This is a genomic window from Marinobacter sp. MBR-99 (assembly GCF_040547575.1).
In the GTDB taxonomy this organism is placed as follows: domain Bacteria; phylum Pseudomonadota; class Gammaproteobacteria; order Pseudomonadales; family Oleiphilaceae; genus Marinobacter.
Genome location: NZ_JBEPPY010000002.1, coordinates 287701 through 310997 on the forward strand (window position 1 = coordinate 287701; position 23297 = coordinate 310997).

Below are 23297 nucleotides of genomic sequence, written 5' to 3' on the forward strand. Positions count from 1 at the left end.
ATACTGCCCGCCATTTTCAATTAGTGGTGGGCAGCTCTATGGCAGATTCAACATCCCGGTACGATGTCATCATCATCGGCGCAGGCGCTGCCGGGTTGATGTGCGCGGCCACCGCCGGTTATCGCGGCCGCAAGGTGCTGGTGATCGACCATGCCAACAAGCCGGGCAAGAAAATCCTGATGTCCGGCGGTGGCCGCTGCAATTTCACCAACCTGAACAGCACACCTGCGAACTTTCTCTCAGACAACCCGCACTACTGCATCTCGGCCCTGAAGCGCTATACGCCGCAGGATTTTGTAGAGCTGGTGGACCGTCACGGGGTGGAGTATGAAGAGAAAGCGCCGGGGCAACTGTTCTGCAAAGACAGCGCAAAGGATATTCTCAATGTGCTGCTGACCGAGTGCGAATGGGCCGGCGCCGAGATTCGCATGAATACGTCGACAACCGACGTTCAGCAGACAGGCTCGGGCTTCTTCCTGAAGACCAGTGGCGGCACACTCGGTTGCGAATCCCTGATCGTGGCTTGTGGTGGGCTGTCGATTCCCACCATGGGTGCCACCGGGTTTGGTTACGAGATTGCCAAACAGTTTGGCTTGAGCGTACTGCCCACCCGCGCGGGGCTGGTGCCCTTCACCCTGCACCCGGAACTGAAGCAACAACTGGCACCGTTGTCTGGCGTTAGCTGCCCGGTGGACGCCCACTGCCACCAGCAGCACTTCCGGGAACCCATGCTGGTAACCCATCGCGGCCTCAGTGGCCCGGCCATGCTGCAAGTGTCCAGTTACTGGCAGCCGGGCGATGCGGTACACATCAACCTGCTGCCGGCTGAGAACATTCACGAAGACCTGCTGGCCCTGCGCAGCAGCAAGCCGCAATCCACCATCGCGCACTATCTGAACCAGCACCTGCCGAAACGGTTCGCCCAGGCGTTTAACGACCTGCACAGATGGAGCGGCCCCCTGCAGGGGTATCGCAACCAGGAACTGGAACAGGTTGCCGGCACGCTTGGCGACTGGACCATCAAGCCGGCAGGTACGGAGGGCTACAGAACAGCCGAAGTGACTCTGGGCGGCGTGGATACCCGCCAGCTATCCTCCAAAACCATGGCAGCCCTGGAGCATCCGAACCTGTACTTTATCGGGGAAGTGGTGGACGTTACCGGCCACCTGGGCGGGCATAATTTTCAGTGGGCGTGGGCCTCCGGTGTGGCCGCAGGCAACGTAGCCTGACAGGCCTCAGAGATACTTCTCGATCGACAGCCAGGACAACACACGGGAGGCCGCCCGGCGCCAGAATCCGCTCTCGGGTTCCTGATAAACCTCCCCGTCCCGCGATTGCCACACCAGGCTACCCTGCTCGTTCAGACTCACCCTCCAGCTGTTCTCCGGCGCCATGGCCAACTCAATATCCTCGGCCACTGTGCGTGCCAGTTGCGGGCTGCGAATCACCAACACCGTTTCGCCATTGAGGTAGATAGAACGAAGGTTCACGTTGAACGAGCCAATAAACAGCGTCTCCCGGTCAAAAACCACCGCTTTGGAGTGCAGGCTGACCACGCCGTTATCGCAGGCTTGTTCATTGGCCACCCAACGTTTACAGGCCGGGGCATGTGGCCGCAGCTCGTAGAGCTCGAAGCCCTGTTCCAGCATCTCGCGGCGCCAGCGAGCGTAGCCGGAATGATTGGTGACAAGATCATTGGTGGCTAGGGAATTGGTGATTGCCGCCACCTTCAGCCCATGGTTGCCCAGGTTATCCAGGCCGTTCAGCTGCTCATCGGCCAGAATCAGATAGGCAGACTCAATCAGGATTTCGTGCCGGGCTGACTCGATCAGACCGAACAGAGCCTTTGCCGTGTGTCGCGGCTTGTCTGCCGGCGCTTCCAGATCTTCTGGTGGCGGATCAAACACCAGCACGGCCTCAGCCGTCACCATATCGGCGAACCATCCTGCCAGCAGAGATTCCGCCTGGCCCCTGCCCTGTGGTACTGACGCGGCAAAAGGCAGCGACTCGGAGTTGGCACGGCTGAGTCCGGATAAGCGGTCACCCGCACGTGCTGATTCCGGCAGCTCATACAATTGCCCCAGCGGGTAGGACCACGGGCTTTGCCAGTAGGCCTCAAAGTTATCGGTCATGGCACCAGCCAGCGGCCCCAGTACCATGACGTCGCGATCCCGGAAATTCAGTTCCGGGTGTTCGTCAAAGTACTCGTCGCCAATATTGCGGCCGCCAGTAATACCCACATTGCCATCCACCACAAAGGTCTTGTTGTGCATGCGTCGGTTGATGCGGTCGAAGTCTGTGAGGAACGACAACCAGCGGCCAACGCCCTTGCGGGAGGGAGACGGATTGAAAATCCGTATGCTGATGGCCGGGTGGGCCTCCATCATGGCAAACAGGGATTCTTTGCCGGCCACATTGATGTCATCCAGCAACAGCCGAACCTGCACGCCCCGGTCTGCTGCGGCTACCAGCCGACCAGCCAGATACCGGCCACTGGCATCGTCGTTCCAGATGTAATACTGGGCATCAATGCGTTTGCTGGCGGTTTCAATCAGGGCGCTGCGAACTATAAAGGCATCGCGGCCTGTGTCGAGCAGCCGAAACGCAGAGAGCGGAGAATCAGGATCAAGGTGCATCCGGCTCTGATCCGTTGTGAAGGAGTCTGCCACCGAGGATACCGCCAAAACCGGGCCATGGTCGACCGGCGGCAACGCCCTTGCACAGCCGGCAAGCAGCCCCGCAACCAGTAACAGGCACAGCCTGGCGATCAACGGGACTACTTGCCGGGTCAGCATGGCCGGAGGAGTCCTTGTCAGCGAATGATAACCAGAGGTTTTTTAGCGGTTTTCAGCATGGTTGTGGTGGTACTGCCCACCAGGAACTGGCGAATTCTGGAATGCCCGTAAGCGCCCATCACCAGAATGTCGATGCCGTGCTCTTCCTGATACGCGTGCAATGTCGGCTCCACATCACCGGCGCGGATGGCCAGGGTGATATCAACACCCAGCCCGGACAACATCTGCTCTGCCTTCTTGAGCTGCTCCCAGCGGTCTGCGGTATCTGGGCCGATCATCACCAGGTGCAGGGGCATACCTTTGAGCACCGGGCTCTGGGCAATCAGCTCCACTCCCCGGAAAGCGGTGGGGCTTCCGTCGAAGGCCAGCATGGCACTTTTCGGCTCTGAATAATCGTCTGGCACCAGGAGAATGGAGCGGTGAACGCTGCGGATAACGGTTTCCAGCTGGCTGCCGATATGGATATCACGGTCAGAACTGCTTTCACCATGCAGCCCCATCACAAACAGACGGGTGTCTTTCTCGAGGGCCACCAACGACTCAGTGAGGTTACCATGGCGCTGGCGTTTTACCGCCTCCTCTGAACCGGCTGCTTTCACCCTGGCTTCGGCTTCATCGAGCATGTGATGGCCATGTTCCAGCGCCAGCTTGGCCCGTTTACGATCCAGTTGGGCCAACTCATCCAGCAACTGCTCCCGGCTGCCCAGCCCAATGTTCCCCGCCAGGTCCGGCTCCGCCGGGTAGCGCTCTTCGTCCAGAACATGCAAAAGCATCAGGGGCGTTTCCATGTGCCGGCTCGCCCAGGCTGCGTAATCACACACTGCAGGTGCTGCCCGGGAGCCATCGATACAGGCCACTACTCGTAACATATCTGCCTCGCCTTGCTGGTCATTTTGATTCTTATTATGGCTTTGAATCATCGCGTTTTCTTTGGCCTCAGTCATGTTCAGTGCCCCATCAGGCTGTCGACAGCATCCGGCTTGTCATGCACGCCGAAGCGGTCAACGATGGTCGCACTGGCCTGATTCAGGCCAATCACCTCAACATCCGAACCTTCCCGGCGGAACTTGATCACCGCCTTGTCCAGGGCGCCAACCGCAGTGATGTCCCAGAAATGGGCACGGCTAAGGTCTATCACAACATTATCGACTGCTTCTTTGAAGTCAAAGGATTCCAGGAACTTTTCTGATGAACTGAAGAACACCTGGCCTACCACGGTGTAGCGGCGAGTATCGGTGCTCTCATCCAATTCGGATGTAACCAGCATGTAGTGACCCACTTTGTTGGCGAAGAACAGCGCCGCCAGCAGCACGCCCGCCAAAACACCAAAGGCCAGGTTATGGGTAGCAACGACTACGACTACCGTAACCACCATAACAATGTTGGTGGACAACGGGTGCTCTTTCAGGTTCTTGATGGACCCCCAGCTGAACGTACCGATGGATACCATGATCATAACCGCCACCAGTGCTGCCATCGGAATCTGCACCAGCCACTTATCCAGCACCAGAACCATAATCAACAGAAATACGCCAGCAGAGAGTGTCGACAACCGAGTACGGCCGCCGGATTTGATATTGATGATGGACTGACCAATCATCGCGCAGCCCGCCATGCCACCCAGCAAACCAGAGCCGATGTTGGCGATGCCCTGACCCTTGCACTCACGGTTACGATCACTGTTGGTGTCGGTCAGGTCGTCCACAATCGTGGCGGTCATCATGGATTCCAGCAAGCCAACAACCGCCAGCGCGATAGAGTAAGGCAGGATAATCATCAGCGTTTCAAGGTTCAGTGGCACATCAGGCCACAGAAAGATCGGCAAGGTGTCCGGTAGCTCGCCCATATCGCCGACAGTTCGGATATCCAGGTTCAGGGCCATGGCAACACCGGTCAGGACAACGATACAGATCAGTGGTGAGGGCAGAATCTTGCCGACCTTGGGCAACAGTGGAAACAAATAGATAATACCCAGCCCGGCCGCCGTCATGGCATAAACGTGCCAGGTCACATTGGTCAATTCTGGCAACTGGGCCATGAAGATCAAAATCGCCAGGGCGTTCACAAACCCGGTGACCACCGACCGGGACACAAAGCGCATCAATCCGCCCAGCTTCAGATAGCCCGCAGCAATCTGGATAACACCGGTCAGCAGGGTTGCTGCCAACAGATACTCAAGGCCATGCTCTTTGACCAGAGTCACCATCAACAGGGCCATGGCACCGGTTGCTGCCGAGATCATGCCCGGACGACCGCCCACGAAGGCGATAATCACGGCAATACAGAAAGAGGCATACAAACCCACTTTCGGATCCACGCCGGCGATGATGGAGAAAGCGATCGCTTCCGGAATCAGGGCCAGCGCGACAACGATACCGGCGAGCAGGTCGCCTCGAATATTGGAAAACCAGTTTTGCTTGAGTGATTGCACCATGATTGGGGATATCCAACTGAACAATGAAAAATAAACGGCTGCCATGCATACGGGCACGGACGGGTGTCAGGAAACCTGAAAAGAAGTCTGGGCGAGGCCAGTTAAGGGAATATGAACGCTATGGTGGAAGGATCGTCACGGTTTTGAAAGGCTTCGCTTTGATGAAAGTCAGGTTACTGTCGATTCGGGGCGGCGAAGCTTACCAGAAGCGCGTCGGGAAAGTAAGGCCGTTCATCCCCCCGCTACCTTGTACCTCTGCCGGCTTTGCGAAAGGTCAGGTTGTACCGGCAGGCTCCAGTCAAAGGGTGGTGGCCCGCTTTGAGTGTCAGTACTCCGTGATAGAACAACCGGGCAGGCCCTCCCCAAACCACCACATCGCCGTGCTCCAACGGGATTTTCACAGGTTTGTCTGAGCGTCTTGGGCCGCCAAACTGGAAGGTTATCGGCAAACCGAGGGAAACGGAGACAATGGGCCAGGAGAATTCCTGCTCGTCTTTGTCCTGGTGTAACCCCATGCGGGCACCGCGCTGATAACGGTTGATCAGGCAGGCATCCGGCACAAACCCCCGATATCCCGCCGCCTCGGCGGCGTTCCGCGCCAGCTCTTTAAAAGACTCAGGAATCTCAGGCCAGAGCAGACCGGATTCCGGATCGGTGGGCTGGTACCTGTAACCCGACCGGTCTGTCACCCAGCCCAGTTCGCCGGCGCAGGTCATGGCTGCCGACATGCTGTGGCCGCCCGGCGTTACCATGTGCCGAAACGGCGCTTTGCTGGCCACATCACCAATGCCCTGCATCAGATCAGGGGCTGTGTTCAGGGCAAACCGACGCAAAACCACAATTCCCTCACCCACCGGATCCCGCCAGGGTTCGCGATCACTGATTTCGAACAGATCTATTGTCATAACCCGATCATTTTCATCAAGATTCCGTACACTCCGGCAGTCAGCGTCTACACTGAAGATACCTGTTTTCCAGATAAGGCTCTTGCATGCTGTCGAACCGCCAGACTGCCCAGGTTTCGCTCGCTTTTCTGATTGCTTCTGCCATCACCCTGGGAATGCTCATTCTTACCCTTGTATTGGTGGGCCAGAGTTTCCGGGGCATGGAGCAAGCCAAACTGACGGCGGCAGAGGCTACGGCGCGCCAACTGGCCACCAGTGTGGATGATCGCATTAACGCCATTACACAACCGCCCTCCACCGCTCTGGCGGTGCTCCGACATGACCCGTTAACGGGCGCAACCAACCTGGACGAGCGACTCGAGCGGCTGCCGGTACTGGCCGATATCCTGTCAAGCAGCACCATCGTCAGCGCTATTTACGCCGGTTTTGGCGACGGGGATTTTTTTCTTTTCCGCACCTTAGGCAATTCGGGATCCGTGCAGTTTCCAGATACCCCCACCGGCAGCCACTTCCTGTTGCAAAGTCTCGAGCGGGAAGGAGCGCAACGGGTTGGCGCCTGGCGTTTCTACGATCAGGGGCTAAACCTGATTGAGCATCGGGCGCTGGAAAGCTACGACTACGATCCCCGCCAGCGGCCATGGTATCAGGCAGCTCAGCGCGTCAGCGAACTGCAGTTATCTGCGCCGTATGTTTTCTTCACTACTCAGGAAACCGGACTGACACTGTCTCAGCGGGCCAGTGCCCAGCCTTCCACGGTCCTTGGCATTGACGTTACGGTAAACGATCTTGGCGCCCAGCTCGCCCAACTGCGCCAGACGCCCGGCAGCCAGCTCGCCATCATCAACGACCAAGGGCAGTTGCTGGCCAGTTCAGAGTTTGAGCAAGAGGCCGGTCCCGTTATCCAGGCCGCACGGCTGCAGCAAACAGAACAGGGCGTCGGCGGTTTTTCGGCAGAAGGGCGTGACTGGTATGGCGTTGCCGTGGCATTGGATGCGCTGCCGGATGAATCACTGTCGATTGTGATTGCCATCCCCTCTGATGAACTGCTTGCAGAAGTATGGGCCGCACTGGCCAGGCAAACCCTCATTGCCGGCGCCATCGCCCTGCTGTTACTGGTCATCGGCTGGTTTATGGGGCGCCAGGTAGGCAAGCCGCTGGAGCAACTGACAGACAGAGTCAGCCAACTGTCGCGCTTCCGTTTCGATACCAAGGTCCGTTCCGAGTCTCACATCCGTGAGGCGTCGCAGTTGAGCATCGCGCTCGACGACATGGCCCATACTATCCGCAGTTTCCAGAACATCTCCACGGTACTGAACCGCGGCCAGGACTTAAACCAGCTGCTGCAGGATATTCTCGAGCAGATCGTCAGTATCGTGGGCCAGAAACGCGGCGCGATCTACCTGTTCAACGTTCACGATCATAAACTCGAACTGACCGTGAATGGCGGCCTTGACCTACCCTCGGCGCTCATGTCCATCCCGCCGTTGGCCGATGATAACGAACTGATCCGTATTCTGCGAAGTCACATCCCCGGCCACTCGGTGTTTGCCATTCTCCGCAACCGCCGCCGCAAGCTGATTGGTGTGCTGATCATCGAAATCGAACACGGAGACCAGACAGAACTGAGCGATGACCTGATTCTGTTTGTAGACGAAATTGCCGGCTCGGCCGCTGTGGCCATCGAAACCCGTGAGTTAATCGAAAGCCAGCAGGCCCTGCTGGACGGCATCATTCAACTGGTGGCCAACGCCATCGATGCCAAATCTCCTTACACCGGAGGCCACTGTGAGCGGGTACCCAAGCTGGCACAGATGCTGGCTGAACAGGCCGAACAGGTCAGTGATGGACCATTTGCCCGCTTCAGCATGACTGAGGACCAGCGTTATGAGTTCCACCTGGCCGCCTGGCTGCATGACTGCGGGAAGATCACCAGCCCGGAATACGTGGTTGATAAAGCCGTCAAGCTTGAGACCATTCACAACCGGATACATGAAATCCGCACCCGTTTTGAGGTGTTACACCGGGATGCCGACATCCAGTACCTGGAGGCATGCCTTGCTGGCGACCATGAGCATCAGGCCAGGCAACGACGGGATCAGTTTCAACAAGCGTTGCAGGAAGAGTTTTCTTTTCTGGCCCGGGTCAATCAGGGCACCGAATCCATGTCGGACGAAGACGTGGCGCGCATTTACGAGATTGGCAGCCGCACCTGGCTGCGCCACTTCAGCGACCGTCTGGGCTTGTCAGACGACGAACGTCTGGCTCTTGAACAGCAGCCAGAACCTGAGCTACCAGTGCAGGAAGCACTGTTGGCAGACAAACCCAGCCACTTGCGCAGCTGGGGAGACACCATCCCCCCCGTACGCAAGGACGATCCCCGCAACCGTTGGGGTTTCGATATGACCTTGCCGGAGTACGCCTACAACCGGGGCGAACTGCACAACCTAACGGTGCGTTATGGCACCCTGACCGATGAGGAGCGGTTCAAGATTAACGAACATATCGTGCAGACCATCTGCATGCTGGATGCCTTGCCGCTGCCGGATCGACTGGCCAATGTGCCCCGGCTCGCCGGCACCCACCACGAGCGAATGGACGGAAACGGCTACCCCTGCAGGCTGACAGGTGAAGACATGAGCATTCCGGAAAAAATCATGGCCATTGCCGATGTCTTCGAAGCCCTCACCGCAGTCGACAGGCCCTACAAACGTGGTAAAACCCTCTCCGAATCGCTGGAACTGATGGCAGGCATGGCAGACAAGGGGCATCTGGACAAAGACACCTTCAACCTGTTTTTACAGTCCCGCATCTGGCTGACCTATGCACAACAGCACCTGCGGCCGGAGCAGATTGACCAGGTGGATGAAAGCCAGTTCATGAAGCCCTGACCAAAAACACGTATATTCTACGGACTGATTTACTCTCAAAGGATATCTGAATGCTGTTCGCAATGATTTTCGGTGGCCTGATCGGTTACGCCTTTGGCCGGTTTCCGGGATTTCTGGTGGGGGCGGCCATAGGGGCTTTCCTGTTCCAGCGTATGAAAAGCCGGTTGATAGGCAAGATTCAAAGCCTGCAAAACAACTTCGTAGAATCCGTGTTTGCCGTAATGGGCGCCCTGTGCAAAGCAGATGGTGTGGTTACCCGGGACGAGATTCAACTGGCAGAAGCGATGTTTGAACGGTTCCGCTTGAACGAAGAGCAAAAAGCCATTGCCCGGGAGGCGTTCAACCGCGGCAAGCAACCGGATTTTGACCTGGACGCCGAACTTAACCGTTTTCTACAGAGCTCCGGCCGCCAACCCGCCTTTCTTCAGATGTTCCTGCAGGTTCAGGTGTCTGCAGTGGCCGCAGATGGCAAGGTGCACCCGGCCGAGCATGACATGCTGGTGCGCATTGCCCGTGTCCTCGGCCTGCCAGAAAGCCAGGTAGACCAACTGGAAGCCATGCTGCGCGGTGCCCATGCCGGGCATGCCGGCGGCAGCCCGAATTACTCGTCTGGCCAGCAGATTGAGGACGCCTACAAGGTACTGGGGGTATCCGCGTCGGCGTCCGACGCCGAGATCAAACGCGCTTACCGCAAGCTGATGAGCGAGAACCATCCGGACAAACTGGCCGGGCGTGGTATGCCAGAGAGCATGCGGGAAATGGCAGAAGAGCGAACTCGCGAGATCAGCCATGCCTACGACGTCATCAAAGATGCCCGAAAACAGGCGTCTTGAGAGCAGTTTTCAGAACCAGCGGGGCACCTTAGCCCGATAAGCCTCATAGTCCTGGCCAAAACGCTGAGCCAGGGCTTTTTCTTCCTCTTTTGCCTGACGGGTGATCACCAGCACACCCGCCACCAGGCAAACCAGCGAGAACACACTGGGCAACGCCAGAAAAAAGCCCAGCTGCCCGGTCATAACAGCCAGAAACAAGGGATTTCTGGAGCGGCTGTAGGGGCCTTTGGTCAGCAGCCTGGCCCTATCTGCAGAGGTTGCTATACCGGAGCGCCAGTCCTCATGCATATACGCCTGCAGGTAATTCACCGCCGTGAACGATGTCAGCAGTAACACCGCACCGGCCAACAGAACCGGCCAGTGATACAGCCAGGGAAATACCCCGAGCAAACCATCCAGATCGATAAAAATCCGGGCCAGACACACCAGAAGAATGGCTGCCCGAAACACATTGAAGATATGACGATGCCACCAGGTTGCCCTGCCACGGGTACCGTAATGAATATGGCTGAACCCCATACGGGCGTACAAACCCAGCGTCCTGGCCGTAAACTGAAGACCAATCATCAGGAAAAATATGCCGAGAAACGTTCGGACAGCGGGTTCAATCAGGTCCATTTATGCATTCTGGTTCAGCAGGTTGGCGACCAGCTTACTGCGTGATTCCAGCGATTTAAAGTGGTTGGGCGTGATTAGGAGTGATCAGGATCAATCACCAATTCAGCAGTTTCAACGTAGCTTGTGACGCGATACCCAAAATGACATGCCATCACGTTTTCAGGTGCGTTATCGTAAGCGGAACTGATCAATCCGGAGTCCGCCATGCAGTCCAAACACCAGGGTCCTTTCCACTGTTTTCGTGATGATGCCATGGGTGAAGATGACGCAACCGCCCTGGCGGAGCGCATACGTTCCGGTGAAGTGTCGGCACTGGAAGTCGCAAGATCAGCCATTGAACGGGCAGAGATGGCACAACCGGTGATTAACGGGATGGTTGCGACGGATTATGACCGGAGTCTCTCGCTCGCCCAGAACCTCGAGAAACCTCAGGCTTTGTTCGCTGGTGTGCCCACCTTTATCAAAGACAACACCGACGTTCAGGGACTGCCCACCCGCCATGGCTCAGCCGCAGTACCCAACAATACCGCCAGCAAAACCAGCCCATTCGCTGAACAGATGCTGGCACAGGGCTACCTCTGCCTGGGCAAGAGCACGCTACCGGAATTCGGCTTCAATGCCACCACTGAGCCGGCCCATGGGGCCGCCACTCGCAACCCGTGGAACCTGCAATACTCCTCCGGCGCCTCCTCGGGCGGTGCCGCAGCTCTGGTTGCCGCCGGCGTTGTGCCCATCGCCCACGCCAACGATGGTGGTGGGTCCATCCGCATCCCGGCAGCCTGCTGTGGTTTGATTGGTCTGAAACCTACCCGTGGCCGGGTAGTGGATAACGAAGCAGCTAAAACCCTGCCGATCAATATCGTCAGTGACGGTGTGGTTACCCGCACGGTACGGGACTCCGCCGGGTTCATCACTGCAGCAGACGAGTACTTGCGCAATCCGGCTCTTCCCCGGGTGGGCCAGGTGCATGGCCCCTCTGGAAAACAACTAAGAATCGGACTGGTCCTGGACTCTGTGACCGGCCACAAGACCGACAAGGACACCCGCAAAACGGTGGAAGCCACGGCCCGCTATCTCGAGAAACTCGGCCACATCATCGAGCCGATACAGGCACCCATTCCGGCCTCTTTTCCGGACGACTTTGCACTGTACTGGGGATTGCTGGCATTCGGCGTGAAACTGCAGGGACGCAAGTTGATGCACCCTCAGTTCGATAAGCGGCAAGTTGACGGACTGACCAACGGGCTGGAAAAAATGTTCCGGAAAAAACTCTGGAAACTGCCGGCGGCGCTCTGGCGACTCAAGCGCTCACAGCGGGAGTATGCACGCCATATGGCCGAATACGACGCTGTGCTGACCCCGGTGCTCGGCCAGACAACACCGCCGCTGGGGCACCTGAGCCCGACCGTGCCCTTTGACCAATTGTTCGAGAGGCTCACCCGATACGTTTGTTTCACCCCGTTAGCTAACACCACCGGGGCGCCGGCCATCTCCGTACCCATGGCACTCACGGAGGCAGGCCTGCCCATTTCCGTCCAGTTTATGGCACGCCATGGTGACGAGCGCACTCTGCTGGAACTGGCCTACGCGCTTGAAGCGGACCATCGGCTACCTCTCATCTCGCATCTGAGCGATAAGCACTATGCGGGCGATGTGGCGCTGATGTCCTGACCCCTGTGCCGGTTGGCCACAACCTGATTTCTTCCCTGCCCCTTGGCTTCATAGAGCGCCTCATCGGCACAGGAAAAGATTTCCTTGGTGGCGTCGGCACGGGACGGCGACACACTGCACACACCAATGCTGACGGTCAGATGGAGTATTTCACCAGACACCCGGAAGGCGGTTTTTTCGATTTCCTGCCGAATCCGCTCCGCTACGCGCTCTGCTCCCGCGCCAGGGGTATCCGGAAGCAGTACCACGAACTCTTCCCCACCGTAGCGGGCAGCGAGATCCTGTGGCCGCGTCACGTGACGTTTGATGCACTGGGCCACCATTTTCAGACAATCATCACCGACCAGGTGGCCGTAGGTATCGTTGAATTTCTTGAAGTGATCGATATCCAGCACCAGCAGCGACACCACCTCCTCAAACCGGTAGGCGTGAACTACTGAAGACTGGAACGCCTTGTCGAAATGACCACGATTCTTCAGGCCGGTTAGCGGGTCTGTGGCATTCAGTTCCAGCAATTGCTCGTTCAGGGCCTCCAGATCCCGAGTGCGCTCCTGCACCCGCTCCTCCAGCATGGCGTTAGCCTCCTGCTGCACCCGCAGGGACTTCTCCTGCGCCAGCCGGGCCTTCCGCTCTTCCCTCAGGAGCCTCTGCTGCGCGGCAAACGAACGCTTCTTCTCCCGGTTCAGGCGGTCTGCCAGGGCCAGTGAGAGAAGGATTACACCGAGTGCCGAGCCCACCTGAGTGGCATTCTCTGTCAGCAGGTTGCGCGGCAGGAAAGTGAACTTGTTCAGGGCCAGTACAATTCCCCCAGACAGCATGAACACCCAGGCAACGGTGTAATAGCGAGCCGCCGGATCTCTCTTGATCCAACGCACCACGCTAAGCACCAGCATGGTCGAACAGCCCACCGCAGCGATCAGAATGGTGGGCAGAATCATGTGCTTGTAGGGAACAAACAGGCCTGCCCCCGCCATCAGGCCAGCGACCAGAATCATCGCCATGGTCCACCGGTTCAGCCAGGGGTGATTCTCCCGAGTAACGCTGATAAAGCGGATGCTGAAGGCCCCACCAAACACGATGACCAGATTCAGAAACACAATGATGGACTGGTCATTCCACCAGGTGCCCTCCGGCCAAAGGTACTGGAAACCAACCCCATGAAGGCTGGCCAGAAACAGGGGCATGGAAGTGATGTAGCCAACATAATAGAGAAAACTTCGCTCGCCGACGGCCATGAATACAAACAGGTTGTACAGGATCATCACCAGGACAATGCCGTAGTACATTCCTTCGAGCATGCTCCGGCCCTGGTCTGCCGCATAAAACGCATCCCGCTCCCAGAGTGTCAGCGGCACCTGCATGGAGCTGGTGGTGTCCACACGGAGGTATACCGTAACCGTCTCGTCAGAGGGCAACAGCAACGGCACAACAAAATTGCGGTGGTGGATGGGACGATCATAAAAGGAACGTTTGTCGCCCAGAAGCAGAGGTTCCTGAGTGTCGGGTAGGTAGACCTCGATATGGTCCAATACCGGGTAACCAATTTCCAGGAAATTGACGGCTTCAACGCCGGTCACGTTGGTCACCCGGAAACGGAACCAATACACGTCATTGCCGTAGCCGAAGTTAGCGCCCTCACTACTGCCGCCGGTCCAGGCCTCCCCGGGTAACTGAGACACCTCAGCAAAAGAGATTGGCTCGCTCTCCAGCCAGTAATCCACATGCGGGGCCAGCTCCAGACGCTTCGAATGCTTGTCCCAGATTGCAGACTCCGCCAGCACTGACGATGGCAGCAAAAGACTGAGGGCAAGAATGAGCAGTATCGAGAGTCTTGGCACAGTGGGCCTCGGCTATAAGCGTTTAGTGTAGTTATTTGCTTGTCACCGAGTATGCACCAAGCCTGGGCGTAGCGCCTGCAGACACTACCAATTTACGCAAAATGACAAGAAAAGATACACAACGGTTATTAATCAAACACTTTTGATTAAATGTTAAATTGGTCGTCACGGAAAATTTCCAGCACCCGTAGAAAACTCTCTTCCAGGCTCGAAACCAGTGTGAGAGGTTCACCGGTAACCGGGTGCCTTAACGACAGCCGGGTAGCGGCCAGCATCAGCCTGCCCTCGCCAAACCGCTCGGCAAAATACCGGTTATGGCGCCCACGACCATGGTTGGCGTCGCCAATGATGGGATGATTGATGTGCTTCATGTGGCGGCGCAACTGGTGCTTTCGGCCGGTTTTCGGGTAGAGCTCCACCAGGCTGTACCGACTGGAGGGATAGCGCTCGATGGCCACCGGAATCTCAGTGGTCGCCAGCCTTCGGTAGTGAGTGAGGGCTTCCCGCACAGGCTGTTCGGTTCCACGCAGACGCCGGTCTTCCGGCTCATCTTTCAGCGGATGATCAATCACGCCGGATTCCGGCGCCCACCCTCTGACCACGGCCAAATACGTTTTCTCCACCTCGCCCGCCATCATGGCCTGACCAATCAGACGGGCGGTCTCCGGATCTCTGGCAAACAGCAAGACACCAGAGGTGGGGCGGTCCAGCCGATGCACAGGGTATACATGCTCGCCGCCATTAAGCGCTCGGGCGTATTGCAGGGCAAACTCGGTTTCGTGTTTGTCTATGGGGCTTCGGTGCACCAGCAAACCGGCGGGTTTGTGGACAGCCAATAGTTGCTCGTCTCGGTAGAGCAGAGTTAACGGGTTAGCTGTCATCATACTGCAACAAAAAGTTCACATTCTTTTTTGTATGAAAATCTCATGTTCCAGCTCTGCCAGCCGATCTAATATTTATGTGAGAACAACATCTATAGCGCCACAACCATAAAAACGCCGCAACGTATGATCTGGAATAAGCCAACACAGAAATCGGAACCTTAACCATGAACTGGTACTCAAAAAGCATTCTGGGACGCGTCCTGGTCATCATACTGGCGACGAACCTGACTGTCGCTGCCGTGGCGATGGCTTACCTGAACTTCTCCCTGAAAGTCAAAGATGATTTCAATGAACTGGTCAGCAGCAACATGGTCCGGGCGCTCCAGGCCCAGGACGTACTCTCGGATTTCAAAACCCAGGTTCAGGAGTGGAAGAACGTGCTGATCCGAGGGGCAGATTCAGATCAGCGTGAAAAGTACTGGCAACGGTTTCTCCAACAAGAGGCTTCGATCCAGGCACAGCTTGAATCCCTTATCCCTGCTATGGAAGCAGCCAGCGCCAAATCCCTGTTGACCGAGTTTCAACGGGCTCACCAGGAGATGGGCCGGGCCTACAGACAAGGCTTTGAGGCGTTTACACGCTCAGGTTTTGATTCCAACGCTGGCGATGTCGCCGTGCAGGGTATTGACCGTGAACCGGCCCGCCTTATTCAGGAAGCTGTCCAGAATATCCGGGAAGATGGGTTGGCCGTGGCCTCTATCCTTAATAAAACAGTGACCGAACGCAGCTGGATCGTGTCAGCATTATTGATAGCTGCCATTGTAGCTGGAACGATCATACTGATCGTCATGCTCGTTACCAGCGTCGTGAGACCGGTACAAAAGCTTACCTCCCAGATAGCACGTCTGGGCAAAGGAGATCTGTCTGACCCGGTGACGATGCAGCGTGCCGACGAATTGGGCAAACTGGCGGGTGCCGCCCGCAACCTGCACGGGTTCCTCAGCGATACAGGCACCCAGCTTAGCCAGAATGCGGCCCAACTTCATACGACGGGCGAGTTGATCCGCGCCAATGCCGACAACGTCGCCAGCCAGTCCGATATTGCCCACCAGCGGATCGAACAGATAGCCACTGCCATGAATGAGATGTCTGCTACGGCCGAAGATGTCGCAAGCCATGCCGCATCCGTTGCCTCAGAGGTGGGCCAGACTTCGGAAGAGACTGGCACCGCCGATGCTCAGATCAACAAGGCTGTTGAAAGTATGCATAGGTTGACCGAACAGATTCGCAGCTCGACAGAAACTGTCAACCAGCTTGCAAACGATGGCAAGAAAGTGAGCGATGTTATGCGGGTCATCCGTGAAATTGCCGACCAGACCAATCTGTTGGCACTGAACGCCGCAATCGAAGCCGCTCGGGCTGGCGAGGCAGGCAGAGGCTTTGCCGTGGTGGCCGACGAGGTGCGCAACCTTGCGGCCAAAACCCAGGAAGCCACTGTCGAAATTGACCAGATTATTGCAGCCATCAGCAACGCCTCCCGGGATGCCACCGAGTACATGCATGCTTCAGAGGTAGTGGCGCAAGAGAGCAACGAAACCGTCGAAGCGGTTCGCAGCACTCTCGCGGAAATCAACCGCAGGATGGCCAGTATCAACGATGCCACCACCCAGGTCGCAACGGCAGCAGAACAACAGACCAGCGTGTGTGAAGACATCAATCGCAATGTAACCGACGTATCAGAAACCGCCGAGGCCATGCATCGGGCCGCAGAAGACAACCTTCGCACGGTGCCGAAACTTGAGGACATGGCGAGCCGGGCCCGCGAACTGGCCGATCGTATCCGTCACTAGTCGCTTTGAGTGCGGCCGGTCAGCCTGCAAAAGGTCTGGCCGGCTTTGTCACCCAACACCAGCAATGCCGGAGTAAGGAGCAACGTCAGCAAGGTGGCAAAGGCAAGGCCGCCGGCGATAGCGCTGGACAGCTGTGTCCACCATTGCGTTGACGGGGCGCCCAACCCGAGAGACGGTTCCAGCAGGTTGACGTTGACGCCCAGAACCATCGGCGTCAAACCCAGAATGGTGGTGATGGCTGTCAGCAGCACCGGGCGCAAACGCAGGCAACCGGTTTCCAGGGCTGCCTCGTAGGCTGGCTTGCCCTCTTTCTTCATCTGGTTGAAGGTATCAATCAGGATGATGTTGTTGTTCACCACGATGCCTGCCAGGGCAATGATCCCCATACCCACCATCACCACGCCGAAGGGCTGGCCGTTAAACAGCAGGCCCAGCAGCACTCCGGCAGTCGACAGTACAATCGCCGACAGGATCAGGAAAGTCTGGTAGAGGGAGTTAAACTGGGTGACCAGTATCAGCAGCATCAGCCCCACCGCCACCAGAAACGCCGTGGTCAGGAAGGTGGCCGCCTGTTGCTGGTCTTCGTTTTCCCCGGCGAAGCGAACGCTTACCCCCTCTGGTGGTTCTGGCATTTCTGCTTGCAGGCTGCGCAAGACCTCATCCATGCGCCGGCCCGGAGCAACGTCGGATTTGATGGTGATGGTGCGTTGGCCGTCTACCCGCACAATGGAGCCGGTTTTATCACCCGGTTCCAGGCTGACAAATTCCGACAATGGCACCTGGCCACGAGGAGTGTGGATGGTCTGGCGTTGAAGGTGGTCCAGCTCACGCCAATTGTTCGGCACCCGCACGGCAATGTCGACTTCATCCCTGACATCTTCCGGCCGGTAGGTGGCCAGCACCAGGCCGTTGGTAACCAGGCGTACTGCACTGCCTATACTCAAAACGTCAGTGCCGAAGCGGGCTGCCGCTTCCCGGTCTACCTGCAGGCGCCATTCAATGCCGGGAAGGCTGCGGTCATCCTCAATATCGGCAAAGCCACCCAACGCGCGCATCTGCCGTTGAATCTCATCCACATAGCCGTTCAGCTCACCGCTGTTCATGCTGCTGACCAGCAGCTCTACAGGCTTACCCTCCGCCGGGCCACCTTCCTGCTTGCGGAACTCCAGCTCGATACCTGGTATATCCCGGGTGCGCTCTCGAAAGTCCTCCAGAATGTCGGTGGCGGTGCGGCGGGTAAACCAGTCGTTGAACTGGAACTGCAACACCCCGATCACGTCCGGTGCCAGTTGGCTACTGGTAACCAGCATCGAGCGCGCATACAGGGCTTTTACCTCTGGCATATTCTGCAGGCGCTGCTCCACCTGCCGCACAATGGCATCCCTCTCCCATACAGACAAATCGCCCCGGGCGCGCACCTGCACCTGAGCAGAATCCGGCTCAACACTTGGAAAAAACTCAACGCCGTGGTTAAAGCGGCCATAGGCGGCATAGATCAGAATAATCACCACCAAGGCGCCCAACAGGGTCAGCCCCGGGCGGCGCAGCAAGGTACCCAGTATGTTCCGGTATGTCATCATGAACCGCCCGTCAGTGGCGTCCTGGTGAACTCGTCGGCCGCCACTGACACCCCCCATCACTGGCAGGAACACCAGAGCCATGGCCAGCGAGGCAATCAGGCAGATGAGCACCGTCATCGGCAGGAACTTCATGAACTCGCCCACCACCCCGGGCCAGAACAACAGGGGTACAAACACGGCAAGCGTGGTGGCGGTTGAGGCAATAACCGGCCAGGCCATCCGCGAGGCAGCTTCTACCCAAGCGGTTTTCACCGGCTGGCCATCGCTGAGGTTCCGGTCCGCCAGCTCAGATACCACAATGGCGCCATCCACCAGCATGCCCGCTACCAGAATCAGACTGAACAGCACCACGATGTTGAGGGTCAGCCCCATGCTCCAGATCACCAGGATACCGGTCAGGAATGCGCCTGGAATGGTCAGGCCCACCAGGAACGCGGAGCGGGGGCCCATGGTGGCAATAACCACAATGATCACCAGCACGATGGCGGTCATCACGTTGTTCAGGAGATCAGACAGGATATCCTGAACCTCCTCGGATTGATCCATGATGTAGCGAATATCCAGAGTATCTGGCAGGCGGGGCCTGGCGTCGTCGATCAGCGCGCGGATCTTCTCGATGGTTTCAATGATGTTGGCGCCTGAGCGTTTAGACACCTCCAGCACCAGCGCCGGCTCGCCGTTAATGCGAGCAAAGCCGGTAGGGTCTTTGAAAGTGCGTTGCAGCATAGCCACATCGCCAAAGGTGACCACCGAATCGCCGTCGACCTTCACCGGCATCGACATCACGTCCTCGATGGTCTCGATTACTCCCGGCACTTTCAGAGCCATCCGGCCGTTGCCGGTGTCCAGGGAGCCGGCAGCCACCAACTGATTATTGCGCCTGACCAGAGAGGCCAACTGGTCGAAATCAATGCCGTAGCTTTCCAACACCTGGGCATCCACCACAATTTCCAGCAGATCCTCCCGGTCACCGCCGATGTCGACTTCCAGAACTTCGGGGATCGCTTCAATGGCATCCTGCAGGCGACGGGCAATGGTGATGAGTTCACGCTCGGAAAGCGGGCCAGACAAACCGATCGACAGCACGGGAAACAGAGAGACGTTGATCTCATTTACCCGGGGTTCGTCAGCTTCCTGAGGCAGCTTGGTACGGGCTGTATCCACCTTCTCGCGGACGTCCTGCAGTGCCTTGTCCGGATTGAACCCTGCATCGAACTCCAGCATCACCGAGGCATGACCCTCGGAGGCAGTGCCCCGCATTTCCTTTATCCCCTCCAGAGACCGCAGTTCCTGTTCCATGGGGCGCACCAACAGCCGCTCGGCATCTTCCGGGCTTATGCCCTCAAGGGTCATGGACACATAGATCATAGGGATGGTGACGTCAGGGTTGGATTCCTTGGGAATCGCCTGATAGGCCGCCATACCCCCCAACAGAAGAAACAGGAACAGCAAAAGGGTTGTGCGGCTGCGGTCCATGGCCGCCGAAATCAGCGCTCGCATAGCTTTCAACCCCGCTGGTCAGAGCGATCAACCGGCTCAACCTGTTCACCCTCAGCCACAAAACCGCCACCACGGGTAATCAGACTAATCTGTTCCGGCAGGCCAGACACCCAGGCACCATTGGTGGATACGCTCAGGAGCTGGACGTTCCGGAAGACCACAACATCGCTATCATCCACATATTTCACGCCGGGTCGGCCATTATCGTCCAGACTTAAATACGCCGGTGAGATAAAAATCGCATCCTGCTCGGGCAACAGAATGTTCAGGTTGGCAGTGCCACCGGCCGCACGTTTTTGCTCGGGATTCTCAACCACAATTTCAACAGCAAAACTGCGTGTTTCGGGGCTGGCAGCGCTGGCAACAAAACTGACAACGCCGGCCAGTCGCGACCCATCCAGAAGATTAACCTCCACTGCCTGCCCGGGCTGAACATCCTTTACGGTTTGCTGCGGAATCCTGCCGGTGGCTTTAAGCCGGTCAATCTGCACCAGCTGCAGCATCGGCGTACCCACCTGCACCAGATCGCCCTGCTCCACATCTTTTCGGTTAACGACGCCGTCGAACGGGGCTTCAGGGCGAAGATGCCGCACCGCGAGTTCCGCCGCCGCCAGCTCCGCCCTGGCCGCAGCCAGGTCGCTCTGCAGCCTGAGAATGTCGGTCTCGGCCGCCAGGTTGTTGGCCCTCAACCGGCGCGCAGCGGCAAGGTCTGCATCCAGCTTTTGAATGTTGGCGCGCCAACGCTCTACAACCGTGTCCCGGCCGTCAACAGATAGCTGCAACAACGCCTGCCCGGCACGAACGCTCTGCCCCAGCTCTACCTTCATCCGTTCAACGGTTCCGGCTACCCGCGCACCGATCACGACCGAGCGCCAGGGCTCAAGTTGCCCCTGCAGTTTCAGGATTGGTTGATAACGAGAGGCCTCAAGGGTCTCAACTTCAACCCGAGTCCGCTCTGCATCCCGCACCTGTGGCTCATCCGGCGCCTCGTTACTGGCAACTTTTACATCGCCAGTCGCCATCCAGACAACCAGAAGTACAAGGATCAGAATTGACAGCCCAAGAGAGCCCAGTTTTGCTTTCGTCATGTAACACTCGCCAAGGGATCGTTCTTTTTGATGGGCCCGACAACCCACGGTAGGTGGGCGCAGCCACATTTTCGGCAATAAACAGTTGCAACCGGATTTAAACGTGGGTTAGATTCTACACACATTGTTTGAATCAATTCAGAGCAGACTGTCGATTTTATGAATCTCAACGCTGTAGTCGTCATCGTGAAGCTAGTCCTGGTGGTCGTGGTACCGTCCGGGGACTTTTGCGTGGACAAGCGGTTGAGATAGCGACAACCTGACAAAGACACCAGAAACCCCCGGCACCGAAAGGTCCCGGGGGTTTCTTTTTTGCGGCAAAGAAAAAAGGAAAAACGAGCATGAACGGCGCACAGCACATTCTTGAAGCGTTCCACCGCCATAACATCCATACCGTATTCGGCTATCCCGGTGGCTGCATCATGCCGCTATACGATGCCCTGGTGGACGATGTGGGTGTGGAGCACGTGCTGTGCCGCCACGAACAGGCCTGCGCCCTGGCGGCCGACGGCTTTGCCCGCGCCAGTGGCAAGATCGGCGTTTGCATCGCCACCTCCGGCCCTGGTGCTACCAATCTGATCACCGGCGTTGCCAATGCCTACATGGATTCCATCCCCATGCTGGTGATCACCGGGCAGGTTCCATCCGGATTGATTGGCACCGACGCCTTCCAGGAAACCGACATTCTGGGCATGACCCTGGGCATCGTGAAACACAGTTACCTGGCGGACGACGCTGAGGCCCTGCCTGTCATCATGGAAGAAGCCATCACCCTGGCTCAGAGCGGCCGGCCCGGGCCGGTATGGATCGATATTCCCAAAGACATTCAGCTGACAGAGATCAGTGCACCATTCGCCACACCGGCTGCACAGCCGGACGCCCAGTGCCCGAATATTTCCGATGCACTGGCCATGCTTTACTCCGCCCAACGTCCCCTGCTCTACAGTGGCGGCGGAGTCTCCCTGGCCCGTGCTGAAGATAACTTCCGTACCTTTGCCAACATCTCCGGTTTGCCCGGCGTCGTTACTCTCAAAGGCATCGGCAACCCGGGCAGGAACAACCCGAACAACCTCGGCATGCTGGGCATGCATGGATCCAGGGCCGCCAACAAGGCGGTTGACGAGTGCGATCTGCTGCTCGTTGTTGGCGCCCGCCTTGACGACCGGGCCACTGGCAAACTGGACGGCTTCGCGCCCAATGCCCGAATGATTCACATCGACGCCGATGCCGCCGAAATCAACAAACTGCGCCCGGCAGACCTGGCCCTGCGGGGTGACCTGAACCGGATACTGACTGCGTTCACCGAGGCCTTGAAGGAGAAGCCACTGGCCATTGCACACTGGCAGAAGCAATGCAGAACCTGGCACACCACCGGCGGCTTCCAGGCTGCGGACAACGAGGAAGCCCTGGCGCCGATCACCGGCCCCGCGTTTATCCGTCAGCTTTCACGCATTGCACCGGATGACACGGTGATCGCCTGTGACGTTGGTCAGCACCAGATGTGGGTGGCCCAGCACTACGAATTCAATCACCCGCGCCACCACTTGACCAGCGGCGGCCTGGGCACCATGGGGTTCGGCCTGCCTGCGGCCATCGGCGCCCAGTTTGCGAATCGCCGCGGCACGGTCATCAATGTCACCGGTGATGGCTCGTTCATGATGAACGCCCAGGAATTGGCCACCATTCGCCGCTATAACCTGCCGCTCAAGCTGATCATTCTGGATAACCAATGCCTGGGCATGGTGCGACAGCAGCAGGAACTGTTCTACAACAACCGGGAAAGCCACATCAACCTGGACGACAACCCGGACTTCGTGGCCATGGCGCGGGCGTTTGATATCCCGGCCCTGCATATTGAGCGCACGGATCAGATTCGCCGGGGCATTGAGACGATTCTGGCTTACGACGGCCCGATGCTGCTGCACGTGGCCATCAGCCGGGAGGAGAATGTCTGGCCGATTGTGAAACCCGGCGCCAGTAACCGAGACATGATTGACGAGAACCGTCGCACCACCATCAAGGAGTACGTAGCATGAACCCGCAAGCGCAAACGGCTTTGCCAAGTTATACCTTGAACTGTCGGATGAACCAGGAGGCGGCGGCGCTGGAGCGGCTTTGTCAGGTGGTTCGGGTTCGGGGGTTCCAGATTTCGCGTATGTCTATGGAGTCTGCCGATGATCACCTGGACATCGCCCTCACCCTTTCCGGCAGCCGGCCTATTGCCATGTTACGCTCTCAGCTGGAGAAGCTGCATACCGTTGTGGATGTGGCCCTTCAGGAGCAGGGGGCGTCGGTTCGCTCCGTTTCGGCTTAAGGGGCTGGCTCGGGCTTCGGCATGGGCTCCTAGCCTTTGGGTTTGCGGGCGGGTACGTGGGGTGTGGGGTATTTTTCTTCTGGGAAAAACAACTCGCTTCGCTCAGACATCTTTTTCCCTGCCAGAAAAATACCCCACACCCCAACTACCGACGGGCAG

Annotated in this window: 16 protein-coding genes; 7 read left to right on the plus strand and 9 right to left on the minus strand. The window is 57.8% G+C overall.

The window, feature by feature from the left end:
* Positions 1-38: 38 nt before the first annotated feature.
* A complete protein-coding gene (locus tag ABIE59_RS03115) occupies positions 39-1229 on the plus strand; it encodes a BaiN/RdsA family NAD(P)/FAD-dependent oxidoreductase (RefSeq protein WP_354444139.1) in 1191 nt (396 codons plus the stop codon).
* A 6-nt stretch (positions 1230-1235) separates the two neighbouring features.
* Here ABIE59_RS03115 and ABIE59_RS03120 read toward each other — a convergent pair whose 3' ends face one another.
* The 4 genes from ABIE59_RS03120 to alkB form a co-directional block, all read right to left on the minus strand.
* Positions 1236-2795: a phospholipase D family protein gene (locus tag ABIE59_RS03120; protein ID WP_354444141.1), complete on the minus strand. Its 1560-nt coding sequence runs from the start codon at positions 2793-2795 to the stop codon at positions 1236-1238.
* Between the two features lie 17 nt (positions 2796-2812).
* Positions 2813-3739 carry a universal stress protein gene (locus ABIE59_RS03125; RefSeq protein WP_354444143.1) on the minus strand — a complete coding sequence of 309 codons (927 nt, stop codon included), beginning with the start codon at positions 3737-3739 and terminating at the stop codon, positions 2813-2815.
* A 2-nt stretch (positions 3740-3741) separates the two neighbouring features.
* On the minus strand, positions 3742-5229 hold the full coding sequence (locus tag ABIE59_RS03130) for a SulP family inorganic anion transporter (RefSeq protein ID WP_354444145.1): 1488 nt from the start codon (positions 5227-5229) through the stop codon (positions 3742-3744).
* Positions 5230-5471: 242 nt separating this feature from the next.
* Positions 5472-6134, minus strand: coding sequence for a DNA oxidative demethylase AlkB (gene alkB / locus ABIE59_RS03135; RefSeq protein WP_354444147.1), 663 nt, complete (start codon positions 6132-6134; stop codon positions 5472-5474).
* A gap of 86 nt (positions 6135-6220) precedes the next feature.
* Between alkB and ABIE59_RS03140 the strand changes: the two genes are divergently transcribed.
* Positions 6221-9022, plus strand: coding sequence for an HD domain-containing phosphohydrolase (locus ABIE59_RS03140; protein WP_354444149.1), 2802 nt, complete (start codon positions 6221-6223; stop codon positions 9020-9022).
* A 50-nt stretch (positions 9023-9072) separates the two neighbouring features.
* A complete protein-coding gene (djlA, locus tag ABIE59_RS03145) occupies positions 9073-9855 on the plus strand; it encodes a co-chaperone DjlA (protein ID WP_354444151.1) in 783 nt (260 codons plus the stop codon).
* A 9-nt stretch (positions 9856-9864) separates the two neighbouring features.
* On the opposite strand, the gene ABIE59_RS03150 is transcribed toward djlA, so the two are convergent.
* Complete coding sequence (locus tag ABIE59_RS03150) at positions 9865-10473, minus strand: methyltransferase family protein (RefSeq protein ID WP_354444153.1); 609 nt, start codon at positions 10471-10473, stop codon at positions 9865-9867.
* A gap of 204 nt (positions 10474-10677) precedes the next feature.
* Here ABIE59_RS03150 and ABIE59_RS03155 point away from each other — a divergent pair, with 204 nt between their 5' ends.
* Complete coding sequence (locus tag ABIE59_RS03155) at positions 10678-12144, plus strand: amidase (protein ID WP_354444155.1); 1467 nt, start codon at positions 10678-10680, stop codon at positions 12142-12144.
* Here the strand turns inward: ABIE59_RS03155 and ABIE59_RS03160 are convergent.
* Both ABIE59_RS03160 and ABIE59_RS03165 read right to left on the minus strand, forming a co-directional pair.
* Positions 12114-13982 carry a sensor domain-containing diguanylate cyclase gene (locus ABIE59_RS03160; protein ID WP_354444157.1) on the minus strand — a complete coding sequence of 623 codons (1869 nt, stop codon included), beginning with the start codon at positions 13980-13982 and terminating at the stop codon, positions 12114-12116. The genes ABIE59_RS03155 and ABIE59_RS03160 overlap by 31 nt on opposite strands.
* A 146-nt stretch (positions 13983-14128) precedes the next feature.
* Positions 14129-14863, minus strand: coding sequence for a pseudouridine synthase (locus ABIE59_RS03165; protein WP_354444185.1), 735 nt, complete (start codon positions 14861-14863; stop codon positions 14129-14131).
* A gap of 167 nt (positions 14864-15030) precedes the next feature.
* On the opposite strand from ABIE59_RS03165, the gene ABIE59_RS03170 reads away from it, so the two are divergent.
* Entirely contained in the window at positions 15031-16656 is a 1626-nt protein-coding gene (locus ABIE59_RS03170; protein ID WP_354444159.1) for a methyl-accepting chemotaxis protein, read from the plus strand.
* Here ABIE59_RS03170 and ABIE59_RS03175 read toward each other — a convergent pair.
* Entirely contained in the window at positions 16653-19736 is a 3084-nt protein-coding gene (locus tag ABIE59_RS03175) for an efflux RND transporter permease subunit (RefSeq protein ID WP_354444161.1), read from the minus strand. The genes ABIE59_RS03170 and ABIE59_RS03175 overlap by 4 nt on opposite strands.
* 5 nt (positions 19737-19741) lie before the next feature.
* Positions 19742-20824 carry an efflux RND transporter periplasmic adaptor subunit gene (locus ABIE59_RS03180; protein ID WP_354444163.1) on the minus strand — a complete coding sequence of 361 codons (1083 nt, stop codon included), beginning with the start codon at positions 20822-20824 and terminating at the stop codon, positions 19742-19744.
* A 341-nt stretch (positions 20825-21165) separates the two neighbouring features.
* Here ABIE59_RS03180 and ilvG point away from each other — a divergent pair, with 341 nt between their 5' ends.
* Both ilvG and ABIE59_RS03190 read left to right on the plus strand, forming a co-directional pair.
* Positions 21166-22860 (plus strand): acetolactate synthase 2 catalytic subunit, encoded by a 1695-nt coding sequence (gene ilvG, locus ABIE59_RS03185; RefSeq protein ID WP_354444165.1) that lies wholly within the window; start codon positions 21166-21168, stop codon positions 22858-22860.
* Complete coding sequence (locus tag ABIE59_RS03190; protein ID WP_354444167.1) at positions 22857-23138, plus strand: ACT domain-containing protein; 282 nt, start codon at positions 22857-22859, stop codon at positions 23136-23138. The genes ilvG and ABIE59_RS03190 overlap by 4 nt, the downstream gene beginning before the upstream one ends.
* Positions 23139-23297: the final 159 nt, after the last annotated feature.